Origin of the sequence: Thalassobacillus sp. CUG 92003, from assembly GCF_013618635.1 — a bacterium.
Lineage (GTDB): Bacteria > Bacillota > Bacilli > Bacillales > Halobacillaceae > CUG-92003.
Genome location: NZ_JABLSJ010000004.1, coordinates 1 through 15,587, shown reverse-complemented (window position 1 = coordinate 15,587; position 15,587 = coordinate 1). Strand labels below are relative to the sequence as shown.

General features: G+C 42.6%; 19 protein-coding genes. 6 read left to right on the top strand and 13 right to left on the bottom strand.

What is annotated here, in order from left to right; translation table 11 throughout:
* Nucleotides 1–3 precede the first annotated feature (3 nt).
* Both sleB and prsW read right to left on the bottom strand, forming a co-directional pair.
* Nucleotides 4–798 carry a spore cortex-lytic enzyme gene (gene sleB, locus HOP45_RS06870; protein ID WP_370457987.1) on the bottom strand — a complete coding sequence of 265 codons (795 nt, stop codon included), beginning with the start codon at nt 796–798 and terminating at the stop codon, nt 4–6.
* 287 nt (nt 799–1,085) lie between these two features.
* Complete coding sequence (gene prsW, locus HOP45_RS06865) at nt 1,086–1,784, bottom strand: glutamic-type intramembrane protease PrsW (RefSeq protein WP_370457973.1); 699 nt, start codon at nt 1,782–1,784, stop codon at nt 1,086–1,088.
* Between the two features lie 57 nt (nt 1,785–1,841).
* On the opposite strand from prsW, the gene HOP45_RS06860 reads away from it, so the two are divergent.
* Entirely contained in the window at nt 1,842–2,813 is a 972-nt protein-coding gene (locus HOP45_RS06860; RefSeq protein ID WP_181348200.1) for an asparaginase, read from the top strand.
* A gap of 214 nt (nt 2,814–3,027) precedes the next feature.
* Here the strand turns inward: HOP45_RS06860 and HOP45_RS06855 are convergent, their stop codons facing one another.
* From HOP45_RS06855 to HOP45_RS06830, 6 genes are all read right to left on the bottom strand, one after another.
* A complete protein-coding gene (locus HOP45_RS06855) occupies nt 3,028–4,020 on the bottom strand; it encodes a YpdA family putative bacillithiol disulfide reductase (RefSeq protein WP_181348199.1) in 993 nt (330 codons plus the stop codon).
* 166 nt (nt 4,021–4,186) lie between these two features.
* Entirely contained in the window at nt 4,187–5,467 is a 1,281-nt protein-coding gene (locus HOP45_RS06850; protein WP_181348198.1) for a Glu/Leu/Phe/Val family dehydrogenase, read from the bottom strand.
* A 131-nt stretch (nt 5,468–5,598) separates the two neighbouring features.
* A complete protein-coding gene (locus HOP45_RS06845; RefSeq protein WP_181348197.1) occupies nt 5,599–6,543 on the bottom strand; it encodes a D-alanine--D-alanine ligase family protein in 945 nt (314 codons plus the stop codon).
* A 112-nt stretch (nt 6,544–6,655) separates the two neighbouring features.
* Complete coding sequence (locus HOP45_RS06840; RefSeq protein ID WP_181348196.1) at nt 6,656–7,267, bottom strand: genetic competence negative regulator; 612 nt, start codon at nt 7,265–7,267, stop codon at nt 6,656–6,658.
* 197 nt (nt 7,268–7,464) lie between these two features.
* Nucleotides 7,465–8,244 (bottom strand): metallophosphoesterase, encoded by a 780-nt coding sequence (locus HOP45_RS06835; RefSeq protein WP_181348195.1) that lies wholly within the window; start codon nt 8,242–8,244, stop codon nt 7,465–7,467.
* A gap of 90 nt (nt 8,245–8,334) precedes the next feature.
* Nucleotides 8,335–8,967, bottom strand: coding sequence for a CBS domain-containing protein (locus tag HOP45_RS06830; protein ID WP_181348194.1), 633 nt, complete (start codon nt 8,965–8,967; stop codon nt 8,335–8,337).
* A gap of 131 nt (nt 8,968–9,098) precedes the next feature.
* Between HOP45_RS06830 and HOP45_RS06825 the strand changes: the two genes are divergently transcribed.
* The 3 genes from HOP45_RS06825 to HOP45_RS06815 are packed head-to-tail and all read left to right on the top strand — an operon-like array spanning nt 9,099 to nt 10,183.
* Nucleotides 9,099–9,308 (top strand): spore coat associated protein CotJA, encoded by a 210-nt coding sequence (locus HOP45_RS06825; RefSeq protein ID WP_181348193.1) that lies wholly within the window; start codon nt 9,099–9,101, stop codon nt 9,306–9,308.
* A 2-nt stretch (nt 9,309–9,310) separates the two neighbouring features.
* Nucleotides 9,311–9,571 carry a spore coat protein CotJB gene (locus HOP45_RS06820; protein ID WP_181348192.1) on the top strand — a complete coding sequence of 87 codons (261 nt, stop codon included), beginning with the start codon at nt 9,311–9,313 and terminating at the stop codon, nt 9,569–9,571.
* Nucleotides 9,572–9,613: 42 nt separating this feature from the next.
* Complete coding sequence (locus HOP45_RS06815; protein WP_181348191.1) at nt 9,614–10,183, top strand: manganese catalase family protein; 570 nt, start codon at nt 9,614–9,616, stop codon at nt 10,181–10,183.
* Nucleotides 10,184–10,265: 82 nt separating this feature from the next.
* On the opposite strand, the gene HOP45_RS06810 is transcribed toward HOP45_RS06815, so the two are convergent.
* From HOP45_RS06810 to HOP45_RS20995, 4 genes are read right to left on the bottom strand one after another with little or no spacing between them, the layout of a single operon-like run.
* Complete coding sequence (locus HOP45_RS06810) at nt 10,266–10,574, bottom strand: hypothetical protein (protein WP_181348190.1); 309 nt, start codon at nt 10,572–10,574, stop codon at nt 10,266–10,268.
* Nucleotides 10,575–10,576: 2 nt separating this feature from the next.
* Nucleotides 10,577–11,161, bottom strand: coding sequence for a CPBP family intramembrane glutamic endopeptidase (locus HOP45_RS06805; RefSeq protein ID WP_181348189.1), 585 nt, complete (start codon nt 11,159–11,161; stop codon nt 10,577–10,579).
* Nucleotides 11,148–12,695: a RecQ family ATP-dependent DNA helicase gene (locus HOP45_RS06800; RefSeq protein ID WP_181348188.1), complete on the bottom strand. Its 1,548-nt coding sequence runs from the start codon at nt 12,693–12,695 to the stop codon at nt 11,148–11,150. Before HOP45_RS06800 ends, HOP45_RS06805 begins: the two co-directional genes overlap by 14 nt.
* A 29-nt stretch (nt 12,696–12,724) precedes the next feature.
* Nucleotides 12,725–13,732: a YpbB family protein gene (locus HOP45_RS20995; protein WP_370457972.1), complete on the bottom strand. Its 1,008-nt coding sequence runs from the start codon at nt 13,730–13,732 to the stop codon at nt 12,725–12,727.
* 211 nt (nt 13,733–13,943) lie between these two features.
* Here HOP45_RS20995 and HOP45_RS06790 point away from each other — a divergent pair, with 211 nt between their 5' ends.
* Entirely contained in the window at nt 13,944–14,192 is a 249-nt protein-coding gene (locus tag HOP45_RS06790; RefSeq protein WP_181348186.1) for a ferredoxin, read from the top strand.
* 44 nt (nt 14,193–14,236) lie between these two features.
* On the opposite strand, the gene HOP45_RS06785 is transcribed toward HOP45_RS06790, so the two are convergent.
* The gene (locus HOP45_RS06785) at nt 14,237–14,686 is read right to left on the bottom strand and encodes a helix-turn-helix transcriptional regulator (protein WP_181348185.1); all 450 of its coding nucleotides are present in this window, start codon (nt 14,684–14,686) and stop codon (nt 14,237–14,239) included.
* Between the two features lie 125 nt (nt 14,687–14,811).
* On the opposite strand from HOP45_RS06785, the gene HOP45_RS06780 reads away from it, so the two are divergent.
* Complete coding sequence (locus HOP45_RS06780) at nt 14,812–15,303, top strand: inorganic diphosphatase (RefSeq protein ID WP_219914535.1); 492 nt, start codon at nt 14,812–14,814, stop codon at nt 15,301–15,303.
* The last annotated feature ends 284 nt before the right edge of the window (nt 15,304–15,587 follow it).

The window sequence follows — 15,587 nt, the reverse complement described above, 5'->3', positions numbered from 1 at the left end:
CCTTTATTTGCAGAATATATGCTTTCCGATTTGCTTTATTTGCGGTCTTGACCAAATCCAGTCTGACGTAGCGGTGTTCGGGTTAAAATAGTACAACGCACCACCTGAAGGATCGCCACCGTTGATGGCATCAAGTACGGCGTTCTTAGCTGAATCATCTGGCGTCAACCAAATTTGCCCATCGCTTACAGCTGTAAAGGCACGCGGTTCAAAAATAACGCCTGAAACAGTATTAGGGAACGTTGCGCTTTCAACTCGGTTCAAGATAACCGCCGCTACAGCCGTTTTGCCGACATGTGATTCTCCCCTTGCTTCACCATGTACTGCGTTCGCCATCAACTGGATATCATTTTGTGAATAACCATTAGGCACGTTAACGGCTGTCGGTTTTGTACCTTCCTGCTGCTGATTTTGTTGGCCCCCTTGATTTCCTTGACCGCCATCCTCTACTTGCTGTGCTTTTGGTGTACCGCCATAATAAGTAAAGTCTTTTCCCTTATTAATTTGTTCTTTAACGAATTGCCGATCATATTCACTTGCATCAGCTAATTTTTGTTTGACCACGTCACCGGCCAGCCCATCAATCTCTAGGCCGAATTCATATTGAAAATTACGGAGAGCCCAGTATGTTCCCCAGCCAAACACCCCATCGATATCTCCGTTGTAAAACCCTAAGTGTTGAAGTCTTGCCTGTAATTCAATGACGTCGTCCCCTGTCGCCCCATGTTGGATGACTTGATTCGAGAAAGCCTCAGCTTTATTTGGTTCGAAATCAAGTTCTGACGGAAATAACATCATGGTTAGAGCTGCAATCACGATTATCACTTTTCTTATTCCCATGATTTCATAAGCCTCCTGGAAGTACGTTCTTTAGTAACTAATTCATGTAATTGTATTCTTTGAAGCTCTCACGCTTTTATACATCCAAGGCAAACAAAAACGGTTTTTGCTTTATTAGCACCGCCGAAAGCAAGGTGTTTTAATGGTGCGGTCATGGAACATTACTCTAAAAACACACAAATGCCGAATGATTTCAGCGAAATCATTCGGCATTTTGTATTACTTTTAGTTTTGCTCGAGCATAGCTAACGTTCTTCTTTTACAAGCTTTATATGGTGATCATTTGCCAGTTTAATTTTTCTTATCCCTAATACCCATAGCACAATCATAAAAGGAATTATATAATAAAGCCAGTTGTAGAATGGCTGCTCAAGAATCCAGTCGTATGTACCGTGCAACGACCATGGAATTAAGAGCGCCAATCCCAGCCTGATCCGTTTCAAGTCACTGTTAAATTTAGCTTTCCCTACATAGAACCCCATCAATATTCCGAATAAAGCGTGGGAAGATACAGGAAAAATCGCTCTACCGATTGCAAATTCTATCCCATTGGCAAACAAGTAGATGATATTTTCCACCGTAGCGAATCCCAAACTTATTGCTACACCATAAATGATGCCGTCATAATGATGGTCAAATGATGTATGTTTATAAATCGTAAATAAAAAGATGAACCACTTAAAAAACTCTTCCAATAATCCTGCCATGATAAAGGATTTCAATAGAGGGGATTGAAATATCCCTTCAGTTTCAAAAGCATATTGGACGAATAAAAGAGGGAAGACAAGAATCGCACCTGTTATAAAGGTCCGCACAATGAGGGGGAGCGGCTCAAGTTCGATTCGCTTGCTTAAATATATGAATGTCATGAGCGCAAGGGCAGGGGCAATCGCCACAGTCAATATGGCCAGCATCAGCGGTTCCTCTCTTTCCTTCCAATTCATTTCATCGTATCATGAAGATATAAGAAAAGGAATATTAGAAATTAAGAGGGTGACATAATGAAAAAAATTCTTATTATCCATACGGGCGGCACCATTTCAATGAAAGAAAATAAACAGACTGGTACAGTTGATCGGGAAGATGATCAGCCGTTACAAGAGCTGTCAGCTATGATCCCTGCTTTTGTGACGATTGAGGACATGGTGTTATTCCAGCTGCCTTCGCCTCACATCGGACCGGAGCAGATGCTGAAGCTAGGAAAAACAATTCACGAAAAACTTGCCGCAGAGGATTTTGATGGCATTGTCATTACGCATGGAACAGATACGTTAGAGGAAACGTCATATTTTCTGGACCTGTATTTGCAAACGCGAAAGCCGGTTATTGTGACGGGCGCTATGCGATCCAGTAATGAATTAGGATCGGACGGCCTTTATAATTTAGTAACCGCTATCCGAGTGGCTTGTTGTGATGAAGCACAGGATAAAGGGGTCCTGGTCGTTATGAATGACGAAATCCATACCGCAAAGAATGTGACAAAGACGTCCACCAGCAATGTGGCCACATTTCAAAGTCCTCAATACGGACCGATCGGTATTACAACAAAAAGCAATGTCTTTTTCCACCATAAATTGACTGCACATGAATCATACCCGATTCAAAACATTCAAAAGAATGTGTCGTTAGTCAAAGCCTATGCTGGCATGGACGGGCTTATATTTGATGCTTTACGCCACAATAAAATCGATGGTTTGGTAGTCGAAGCACTTGGCCAAGGCAACTTGCCTCCCGAAACAATTGATGCCATAAAAAATATGATCAATGAAGGGATACCTGTACTCCTCGTTTCAAGATGTTATCAAGGCGTGGTCCAATCGACTTATGCCTATCAGGGTGGCGGACGTCACCTTAAAGATATCGGGGTCATTTTTGTCAATGGATTGACAGGACCAAAAGCCCGAATAAAGTTAATGATCGCCTTAGAAATGACCAACACGCCATCTGAACTTGCACCGATGTTTGAATTCTAATGTCCGAGCAGATTTACAAGATCGACGTTGGTCCTAAACGTAGTCAAAACACAGAGACTTCGACGGGAAGAGCAGGAGCCGAAGATCCCAATGGAGCGGCCGTCGAAAGCCTCCTTCAATCACACAAATGCCGAACAATTTCAAAAAAACGTTCGGCATTTGTGTGTTAATTAGTTATGTCACAGCCATTTGGTGTGCTGCTCTCAGTATGATCTCAACCTATTTTACTGCTATTTTTTGAAGCAATGGCATCAGCAAGCTGCTTACCATGAAACCTGCCATTTTCAATAAATATTTCATTATTATTATAGCCTGCAGCAATGACGCCTGCTATATAAATCCCCTTAACGTTTGTTTCCATAGTGGATTCATCAAACGCAGGACGGCCTGTGGCATCATCGATTTCGACTCCCATTTTGGCAAGAAAATCATGATCCGGACGATAGCCAGTCATAGCAAAAACAAAATCATTCGCTACAGAAAATTCCTTGCCTCCACATTCATAAACGACCGACTGAGCCGTAATTCGCTTTACCTGTGCACAAAATTCCATCGTAACGATACCTTTACGGACAAGCGCTTCAAATTCTGGTAAAATCCAAGGCTTAATGCTTTTCGAATAATCATCTCCCCGGTATAAAACCGTTACATTGGCACCTGCTTTCACTAGTTCGAGTGTTGCATCGGCAGCAGAGTTCTTCCCACCGATGACCACTACATCTTTATTGAAGTAGGGATGTGCCTCTTTAAAATAATGCATCACTTTATCAAGGTGTTCACCCTCTACCCCTAGTTTATTTGGCTGGTCATAGTACCCCGTAGCGATGACGACATCTTTGGCAGCATAGCGTTGCATCTCTCCTGAATGCTTTGTCGTCTCCAAGGTAAAACCATCTTCCGTTTTAGTCACTTCATTTACTTTTTCGTAAGCATTAACACGCAGTTGCTCCCTGACAGCCACAGAGCGGTAGTACGCAAGGGCCTGATTTCGAACAGGCTTTTGTCGTTCAGTTATAAACGGGATTTGCCCGATTTCAAGTTTTTCGCTTGAACTGAAAAATGTTTGATGGGTCGGATAATTATATATTGAATTGACCACATTACCTTTTTCAATTAATAAAGGACTGATCCCGAGGCGCTGCAATTCAATCGCTGCACTCATCCCGCATGGACCAGAGCCAATGATTATGACTTCTTCACGTTGCATAGAACGGTCACCCCTCTTCCATTTCCTCCAATTAACTGTCTATTTGATACAGTATGGTTCATACAATCAGAAAAACCCGGATGACGAATCCGAGTTCTTGTTAGGCATATAAACAAAAAATCTCCTACCATTCTTCATGATAGGAGATTATATCATAAGGTTCAACTTAAATCCATCCACGGAACCTGGAAGCCTCGGCCATCTTTCTGACCCCGACCATGTAAGCCGCAAGCCGCATATCCACTCTTCTCGTTTGAGATGTACGATACACATTCTCAAAGCCTTTAACCATGACTTTATGAAGCTTCTCCTGTACCTCTTCTTCTGTCCAGTAATATCCTTGGTTGTTTTGCACCCATTCAAAGTACGAGACCGTGACACCACCTGCAGAGGCTAACACATCCGGTACTAACAATATGTCCCGTTCTGAAAGAATGCGAGTTGCTTCTAATGTCGTCGGTCCGTTAGCAGCTTCTACCACAATGCCAGCTTTAATGTCATGAGCATTATCTTCCGTTATTTGGTTTTCTATCGCTGCTGGAACTAATATATCACAATCCAATTCAAGTAATTCAGGATTCGATATCGTTTTTTTAAATAAGTTCGTTACCGTTCCGAAACTGTCCCTGCGATCGAGTAAATAATCGATATCTAATCCATCCGGATCGTGAAGCCCGCCGTAGGCATCAGAAATCCCCACGACCTTTGCGCCTTTATCGTGCATGAATTTAGCAAGGAAGCTGCCTGCATTGCCAAAACCTTGCACGACGACACGTGCACCATCTATGTCGATCCCTTTCTTTTTAGATGCTTCATCGATGCAAATGGTCACCCCGCGTGCCGTTGCCGATTCACGTCCATGCGAGCCACCGAGTACGATCGGTTTTCCTGTGATAAATCCAGGATTATTGAATTCGTCAATCCGGCTATATTCATCCATCATCCACGCCATAATCTGTGAATTGGTAAACACATCAGGGGCCGGAATATCCTTCGTGGGTCCGACAATCTGGCTTATAGCCCTAACGTAACCTCGACTGATGCCTTCGAGTTCACGAAATGACATGTCACGCGGATCACAGACGATTCCGCCTTTTCCACCACCATAAGGAAGGTCGACAATCCCTGCCTTCAAACTCATCCAAATAGATAACGCTTTAACCTCTTTTTCTGTAACGTTAGGATGAAACCTAACGCCTCCTTTAGTCGGTCCAACCGCATCGTTATGCTGGGCTCGATACCCAGTGAATATTTTAATGGAATCATCGTCCATCCGCACAGGAATCCTGACAGTCATCATGCGGACCGGTTCTTTTAACAATTCATAAACTTCCCCTGGATACCCTAGTTTGTCAAGCGCTTTTTTTACCACCGATTGGGTGGATTTTAATACGTCTAATTGATCGATTGCTTCATTATTGGAATCTACTGGCTTATCAGCTGACATTGGTCTACCTCCTATAACGTCCTTAATCCTTTAGTGGTCGAAGCTTGTCTACCTTACCTGTTTATTAATAAAAGTATAATGGCACATATTGAACACAACCATGGTCACTCTGACAGTATTTGTAAGCGGTTTCAACCTCCGATGGTACTTGTATCTCGGGAAAGGTTTACAAATTGTTCGACCATTTCGTTATAACTCCAGCCAATTTTTTGCGCTGCATCAGGGAACAGACTTGTTGGGGTCATGCCAGGTAACGTATTCACTTCTAGTATAACCGGATTCTCATCTTGATCAATCATGAAATCTACACGCGAATAGACATCACAGCCCAGCAATTGATGCGCCTTTACAGCATGTGCTTGTAATTGATCCCGAAGTTCTTCTGAAAGCGGGGCTGGAACAAGATGTTCGCTTCCACCCGGTTCATATTTCGATTCAAAATCATAATAGTCATTTTTAGGTATGATTTCAATAACGGGGAGGGCTTGTTCGTTACCTTTCGCTCCCACTACCGGTACTGTCACTTCACGTCCAGCAATGTAAGCTTCAACTAATATTTCTTGATCGGACGTTAATGCTTTCAGAATGGCTGGTTCAACTTCTGCGGGTTCTTTCACAATTGTGAACCCTAACGTCGACCCTTCCTGGTTCGGCTTGATAACAAATGGTGGTGTGAAAGAGCCATTGATGTGCTCCGTCATTTCTCCTACATGCTCATATCGGTTTCTATAATAAATCATACTTTGAGCTGTATAAAGCCCATTCAGATGAAAAAGTTGTTTCGATTTGGCTTTATCCATGGCAAGGGCAGAAGCCAGAACACCTGAGCCTACATAGGGTATGCCCAACATATCAAGTAATCCTTGTATTTTTCCGTCTTCTCCATGTTTTCCGTGTAAACCAATAAAGACAAGATCAACATTCAGGTTTAGAACAACTCCCATTCGCTCAGGGTGAAAATCAACCCCGATCACCTCATGTCCATTCTCATCCAAGGCATTCATAATGCCTTCACCAGTTGACAGGGAAACATCCCGTTCGCCTGATACCCCGCCATACAACACGCCAATCTTCAATTCATACACTCCTATCACATTTCCTGCTGTTCATCATATTATATATCCTTTTTCATCTTAACATGTTAGCTGTCTATCAGCTATTTATTTTCTAAAAAAGGACGGAGCTGATTCAGCTTTCGTCCTTTAATTCTTCCTGATGTTGACCAAAGTAATGATGGATCGTGACGACCGCTGTTCGTTTCGCAATCGATTTTCCATATTCCTCTAATCGGTGGCTTGTCACAGCACTCGCTGAAGCAAATTCTGACATCAGTGCAATCACCTGTTCTTCTTCCAAGTGGCTGATATCATCTTCTAGGAGTAACATATAATAACCTTCATGGTAATGGTAAAGATCGCCTCCACATACGTTCAGCAAATTAAGATGGTCGACGGCTTGGATGACGTCCTCAAACTCATCAAAAGAGAAAATCATTTCACGGCTTTCATCTAAGGTTACTTTCATTTCTAAGTAATCTTCCTCATCTTCGTAGTCCTCAAATTCACTCTTTGTAACGATGACCAGCATACCTTGAGCCTGCAGCAAATATACTTGCACGAGCAATACCCCATTTAGTTCGACACCTATCTCTGAACTTGCCTCAAACATCATATCACTGAAAATGCGATGAACTCTGGGCAGGTCTTTCCACAATTCATCCCGAGTGAGACCACGATCCATCAAATCATCAAATGTTAAAAAGATTTTAAACTTTTGATTAGAGACTCGCTCTATACGCATGGTATCGCCCCCTTATTCCTTCTGTTCTTATTCATATCTTATGTCGTCACAATCTTTTATGGTACCGAATAACAAATTAAAGGCGAATTTCTTACGTGGGGGCCTATCGCCTACCCGATTTAACCATACTTTTAGCTTATATCATTTACGCCTTATCATGCAGTCATTTCAAGAAAGAGATCTGCTATTCCCGTGTCTCAACGGTCAAATGCGGATTCAAGCGTAATGACGTGGCATTCCGCCTTCGTCCCAAGTCGCATCGAGATGTGAGCCGTTCCGTATCCTTCCGTCACCAGCTTAACAACATCTCCCTCCAGATGCACACCGCCTCGCTGAAAAAAACCAAGACCAAATAATCGGATCTGTCCGCCATGAGTATGGCCTGAGAGGACAAGTCCTTTTGAAGGATGCACCGACGGCATGTCTTTATACATGACCGGATCATGTATAACTGTAATATGGAACGTATCTTTACGGGCCTGTAAATCAGTTACTAACGCTGCTTTATCATTTTTATAAGGATCTACCCCTACCAGTACGAACGTATCTCCGTTTTCAGATTCAAATTCGGTGAAAGCATTGCCTAGAATTGTGACACCGCACTCGCTTAAACGTGCATCAAGTTCATGATAGGCGGCTTTATAATCATTGTTTCCCCAAATAAAATAGATAGGGGCATTGAAGGTCTGCAATTTTTTTATATTGGCAACAGCTTGATCGACTGAGACGCGCTTATCAAATAAATCGCCGCCGACAATAACCATATCAATTTTTTCCTCAACAGTATCCAAGGTTGTCTGACTCAGATTACGCTTATGGATATCCGCTATAAAAAACATATGTATCTCATTGAACGAAGCCGGAAATCCCGCTGATTTAAAGTGATGACGTTTGACATGATCTTTAAAAGCCAGTCGATACATATAAAATAAAACACCTGAGATACCTAATGATAGGGCTGCCAGTATAAACCTCATTCATTATCCCCCTCTGTTTTCACCAGTGCGTCATGATGATATTGACAAAAAGTAAACCCCCCATGCTCGTGCAAGCAAGGGGAGCTCTATTTATACTTCCTTTACACTTAAAATCCGAAACCCTGTTCGCTCTAATTTATTTGTAAATCGTTCTATATTATCACTAGCATCTACTTTAAGAACGATGCGACGCGCCAATTTATCGGTTTCATCAAATGTCGTCAGAGAGATGACGTTCTCATGATGACTTTTAATAATGTCCCCAAGCCGTTCGATTCGACCCGCAGAATCCTCAGAAGTGAACGCGATTCGCACCCCTTTCTTCTTAACACCGAAAGCACTTTCAAACTGTTCGAGCACGTCATCACGGGTAACGAGTCCAAGGAACGTGCGATCGCGATCGACCACAGCCAACACAGGAAAGCCTTTAAAGGCCGGCAACGTATGTTCAAAAACCTCATCTTCCGTTATGGCAAGCTCTTCCCACCCGACCAGATTCGCCGTTTTGGTTTGACTAAGATAATCAGCTTGATTCAGTTCACTGTTGAAACAGCCGCGATAGATCAGTTCTGTCGAAATCATACCGATGAATGTATCCCCATCCAATACCGGCATACCAAGGATATCGTGCTCATCCAGGGATTTTAATACATCAGCAAGTGAATCTTGGACATCCGCCACGTAACATTGATGTTTCGGTTTCATTAACGTTTTTACAAACACGATTATGACCTCCCAGTTATTAATTATGTAAAAGCATCGATTAACTTTTATCGTAGCCCTATCTATATCTTAGCATAGGACGAACTGTTGACACATATTTTATTCTGATAACGGATTGGAAGGTGATACGAATGAGCAGTCAATTCAAATGTTATCAGCCTTTTAACAGTAATAACGACCCTTGCCCTCCAAAATTAGTGAAATGCTACAGCACGCCTCCTAATTTGTATGTGGGTTTTCAACCACCAGGCCTCCCCCAGTTCTCACCAGCTGAAGCTCTATGCAAGGGAACATTATGGCCATTGTTCTATGACCCTTACCCCTTTAAAGGAGGTGATTGAACTTGACCAAAATTCCCAAAGAATACGAAGACCTACTCTTAGAAATCCAACGTGCTGATTTCGTCCTCGTGGAATTAACGCTGTACCTTGATACGCACCCTTACGATCAACAGGCACTCGAGCAATTCAATCACTGCGCCCATCACAGCAAGCAACTCAAACAGCAATTTGAACAATTATACGGTCCCCTTATGCAATTCGGGGAAAGTTATTCAGCTTACCCGTGGCAATGGAGCCGTGGGCCTTGGCCTTGGCAGATATGATCAGCTGATGAAAGCAAAGGCAGAATAAGGAGGTCATGTCATTTGTGGTATTACCAAAAGAAATTGCAATACCCTGTAAAAGTTCGGGAATGTAATCCCCGGCTGGCCAAATATCTGATCGAGCAATACGGCGGGGCTGATGGCGAATTGTCCGCTGCACTCCGTTACTTGAATCAGCGGTATACCATTCCTAACGAAGTGATCGGGTTATTGACTGATATCGGAACAGAGGAGTTTGCTCACCTTGAGATGATAGCGACCATGGTTTACAAATTAACGAAAGATGCAACGCCAGAACAAATGAAAGAAGCCGGACTTGGCGCGCATTATGCTAATCATGACAATGCCTTGTATTATGAAAATGCAGCAGGATCTCCTTGGACAGCGACTTATATTCAGGCTAAAGGTGATCCAATTGCCGATTTATATGAAGATATTGCAGCCGAAGAAAAAGCAAGAGCAACATATCAATGGATCATCAACATGTCAGATGATCCTGAATTAAATGATGGACTGAAATTTTTAAGGGAAAGAGAAATCATTCATTCACAGCGCTTTAGAGAAGCAGTCGAAATACTTAAAGAAGAGAGAGATAAAAAACGATATTTCTAATTGAAAAGCAAGTGATGAACACTTCCTCTTTAGGCGGCGATGCCAATCCATTACAGTATGGCCTCGCCGCCTTTCATTTTATTCACAGTTTACATAATGATGTTCCCGTCGTGTTAGGTATGGCATTTAGCAAAGCCGTTTGTTCATTGTCGTTAAATAGTTCACCCCAATACATGTAAGCCAGCACGGCAATGGTAGCGAGAACGATGAAAATGACGAGTAAACGAACCAATGGGACGCCTGCCCCTACATTCATCGCTGTTTTTTTACCTGTATGCACTTCACTTCGTGGCGGTAGATTCAATACATCCATGTCTTCGTCTTCTGCATAGCTTTCCGTCTTGTATTGCTCCCGTGCCTCTGATTGCCTTTCGTGTTCATTCGTATTCACCTTTATCCCCCTTTTCTTGTCCTGATCCAACTAGCCAGCAAGAAATCAATTATGAAATGAGCCACTATGGTTGCGAGCAAATTATGAGTCAGTTCGAACATATAACCGATAAAAAAACTAATAAAAAGAACAGAAACCAGCAACACAATTTTCTTCAAGTACCGGAAATGGACGAGAGCAAACAGAATACTGGCAGCTAAATAGCCATATGAATTTTGGATAACTCCTCGAAACAACACCTCTTCACTGACAGCTACTAACAACACGAGCGAAAATATGCCAGAGAACGAACGATTACGAAAAACTTTATAATTTATTCCCCCATCATCATAATGCTTTTCAGGTATGACTTTGATTAATATCAGATCGAAAATAACGACAATTAACCCCGGCACCACACCAAACACAAGTAACTCTCTCACATTGAACGAAAACAATTGCAGCCATTGGTTAAGCCATTCCTGAAACAGAATAACACTTCCGAATACCGCGAGCACCAGGAGAATGCACTGTGTTACTACTAAATGAAACGTAACTTCCTGATCTGTCATTTGTTGAATGATTTCATCTTGCCTAAGTCTTCCCATAGGTCACTTCCTGATTAAAAATTCTCCTCAGCCGCTCCTGCCAATCAGAGACGACTCTCGCTTGCGTAGACGGGGATCGGGGTGATTCATCTACACAAAAACCACATCCATCACAACACGGTACTTCCGGGTTTCGGATCGTGTCCTGAAAAGCTGAAAATAATTGTTCTCTTCGGCACATCGACGTGTCGATCCAGCTGATCATTTCTGTTAATTTACTTTGTTTATATTGCATGCGCAGCTTGATGAATTCCGTTATCCGTTGTTTTTCTGCTTGCCAGAAGCGAGGCTCATGAACACGTATCTTCCGTTTAGCTATCAACCCCCTGATCTCAAGTTGACGCTGAAGAAAATTCCATTGCGCCTCAGATAACTGCAGCGCTTCTTGCATGTCCTCATCAGCAGGGAGAGAAGGTCCGGACGTCATGAAGAACTCTAGCTGGCGAAAGATTTCATCCATGCGACCGATTGCTGGCAGCTCCCTTTCATTCAACCGTGCTGGAATATGATAATCACGATCATTGTACAACACTAAACTCACACTGTGACGACCATCTCGTCCGGCACGCCCCACTTCTTGAATAAAAGATTCCACTTGTGCAGGTACGTGGAAGTGAATCACCATCCGAATGTTCTGTTTATCCACCCCCATGCCAAATGCGCTTGTACAGCATACAACGTCCAACTGATTGTTCATGAACTGTTGTTGCACGAGCAATCGGTCGGTCTGTTCCATACCACCATGATAAAAAGAGATACGAACGTCTTTTGTATGCTCCTGCAAATAATAAGCAGCTTGCTCGGTCCATTGTCTACTGGAGAAATATATCATCGAGGGAACGTGCCGTGATTCCAAGAGGGAGCGAATGCGACGCAACTTGTCCTCATCCTGAGAGCACCGTTCGACTGCGAAGCTGATATTGGTACGATCCATCGGATAAACATGACGTACCATGTCACATGATGGAGACAATTGATTGATGATATCCTGTTGAACATCGGGCGTCGCTGTAGCGCTTAAAGCCAAAATAGTCGGCTCACCCAAAACTTGGATGGCCGATGCCAACCTCATATAATCAGTACGGAATTCATGCCCCCACTGAGAAATGCAGTGGGCTTCATCAACCACCAATAATGATACGGTAATAGTTTTCAGGTGTGCTTGCACCCATTCGTTCTGAATCATCTCAGGTGACATATACAGTACGTTATAACGGCCAAGGTGACGGAAGACCTCAGCCCGTTCAGATCTATCCATAAAACTGTTCAACGCCGCTACATTTTTGATGCCGTGAGCTTTGAGCTGCTTAACTTGATCAATCATAAGTGAAATAAGTGGCGATATGACGATGGTGACCCCCGGAAGCAGCAAAGAAGGCAGCTGGTAGCATAAAGACTTTCCGCTACCTGTTGGGAGAATGCCTAAACAGTTATGTCCCTTTAATATATCATTGATTATTTCCTCTTGTCCTTCCCGAAAATTTTCATACCCGAAATAGTCGTACAGCATATGTTTTACATCCATCGCGGCCATTTTATTCACCCTTTGATTGACAAAATCTATTATTGAAGATAACGCGCTAAAACTAATCGAATGTGAAAATAATCAAACCTGCCATCACACGCTTGATGAATGGTTTTAAGTTTTTTTGTTTCAAGCCGTTTCGCAGCTGCAGCAATGCTGTGGATGGCATCTGAGTCTGGGATATACATAAGGATATCGAATTCAGGAAGCATTAAGGCCATCTCTACAATATGATCTTGAATCGTACTCATTTTTAGGTTGCGGATCTCCTGCACCGCCGCTAATTGATGCCCTTTCTGCAAAAGATCATGGGTTTTTTGGGCAGACCTTGTAATCAACGGTTTTGTATCATCAGTAAATGAGTAAAGAATCGCTGTTTCGTTTCTAACTGTTACGTATAGCTGAGACCACAGATGATGTAAGAAGACGTGGATATCATGGCGCCCATACTCAATGTCATCACTCAACTGCTGCAACGTTTTACCGATGTATCCACCACCCGAGAGGCGATTTACAAATAGATGCGCTTGTGTTTCAGTTAACCGAGTTAAGAATGCATGAAGCTCACAGAAAATCGCATCATTTACTGCTTGCAGCTGTTTTTTATCTTGGTCATAACGCTCTCTCACCCACTCTTGAACATTCTTATCTTCTATGATGGGGATAAAATGCAGCTCGTTTCTTGTCATATTGGTTATGGTTTGAATATACAATAACAGCTTCCTAGCAAACTGGGGAACGATATCATGTAACAGAAACCCGTTCAAGTAGGGAAGTGGATCTCTTCCATCTTCCACCTTAGCCTCACCTTTTGTTGTTAGGTATGCGCTTCCTCCCTCAGCTCTTTCAATATCCCCTTCCTGTTCCAGTTCATCGATAAGACGATCCAGATCATAACGAGACAACGATTTATAAATCCCGAAATACCTGGATATCTGATACACGCGTGCGTCTTGAAGCGTCTGTGAGGAACGTTTTCCGGTCAGAATATGATACAAACCGGACAGGGTCCGCTCGCCCTTCATGCGTTTGATGCAATCTAACACTATATACGTAATAACGCTGCTTTTCCTTTTATAGATTGTTCCTATATGTTTCTCAATAATAAGGGATTCCTCCCTTTCGGCCCCTTAATGTTGAAATGATTAATAAAGAGATTTACAATATCCTATGAACCATTTGAACCTGAGAGCGTAAATTTTTCAAGCGTTGTTGGAGATAAATCGGGTGATCACAAGCACCTAGGAGGTAAACAAAATGGCTAAATACACCATTGTTGATAAAGAAACATGCATCGCATGCGGCGCCTGTGGAGCGGCTGCACCTGACATATACGACTATGATGATGAAGGTATCGCTTACGTTGTGCTGGACGATAACGAAGGAAAAGCGGAAGTTCCGGAAATATTAGAAGAGGATATGGAAGATGCGCGCGATGGCTGCCCTACTGATTCGATAAAAATAGCCGAGGAACCATTCAATGGAGACCCTTTAAAATTTGAATAGACACTTAGAACTAAAATCCTTCATCATATGAATGAAGGGTTTTTTTATCGGGTCATTTCCTCATATCTTTCTTTGGCTTCATTTTGATCGAAACTAGAAAACCAACGGTAATGATGTTCATCAATGATACGATAATGCTGACTAATGACATTTTGTTGGAGTGTAAATGAACCTGACTGATCGATCGTGTGCCACCAGACTTTTCCTCCGAGCGTTTTACCTTTTCGCCGGTCGATGTAATCATGGGCGACTGTTTCAATCACTTCTAATGGGTCTTCCCCCAATAATGATTTAAGAATGTCGCTATCTCGGAATAAAGCACATACCGCCACTACAGTTGTCCAGCCTGCCTGAGTCCGCCCCTTTTCGATCTGGACCAGGGTTTTTTTAGACAACCCAAGAACAGCGGCCATACGTGACTGGTTGTAATCAAATTCTACACGGATCAATTTCATCTTCAACGACACTTGCTCAATCAGGAACGCTTTATCCATACGACAACTTCCCTCCATTTTCATCGTCTTTATTTTAACATGCCTAATGCTTTTATTCCCATTAAATTGCTGATATAATTTATGAAGTGACCCTACATAAATCATGAATTATAGGAGGCATCATCATGGCTAACAAAGAAATTGAAGTATTTGTCGAAATTCCGACAGGCAGTCAAAACAAATATGAATATGACAAAGACAAAGGCGCTTTCAAACTGGATCGCGTTCTATTTTCATCGCAGTTCTATCCAGCCGAATACGGTTACATTGAAGACACACTCGCTCTGGATGATGATCCGCTGGATGCGTTAGTCCTTGTAACGAACCCTACTTTTCCTGGTTGCGTCATCGACTCACGCGTCATCGGCTTTTTGAATATGATCGATGATGGCGAAGAAGATCAGAAACTTCTGGCTGTACCTGTTGAGGATCCGCGATTCAAAGAAGTTCATTCATTAGACGATGTACCGCAGCATAAATTAGAAGAAATATCCCACTTTTTCAAAACGTATAAAGATTTGCAAGGTAAGAAAACGGAAATTGGCGAATGGGAAGGACCCGATGCAGCTGCTAAATTGATCGATGACTGCATTGAACGCTATCAAAATCAAAATTAAGCTTTCAAAGAGGCTGTTCCAATAGGATGGAACAGCCTCTTTTATTTATTAGGCTCAGTTAAAGTTTGTTGTTGATATGTGAAGCGGATATTTATCTCGAAACGGAGTCTTTCGCTGAAGGGCAGAATTCTGTAAGACTCGATTTCGAGATGTTTGTGGGCGTGTAGGGCCGTTGGGGAAGGATTCGCTTTCCTGCGGGGGGATCTGGCAAGCCTCCTCAGGCTTCGCCGAGGCCACTGAAATACTGTCCTGTTTTTTGGTCTGAATAAAAAAAGAGCGATTTT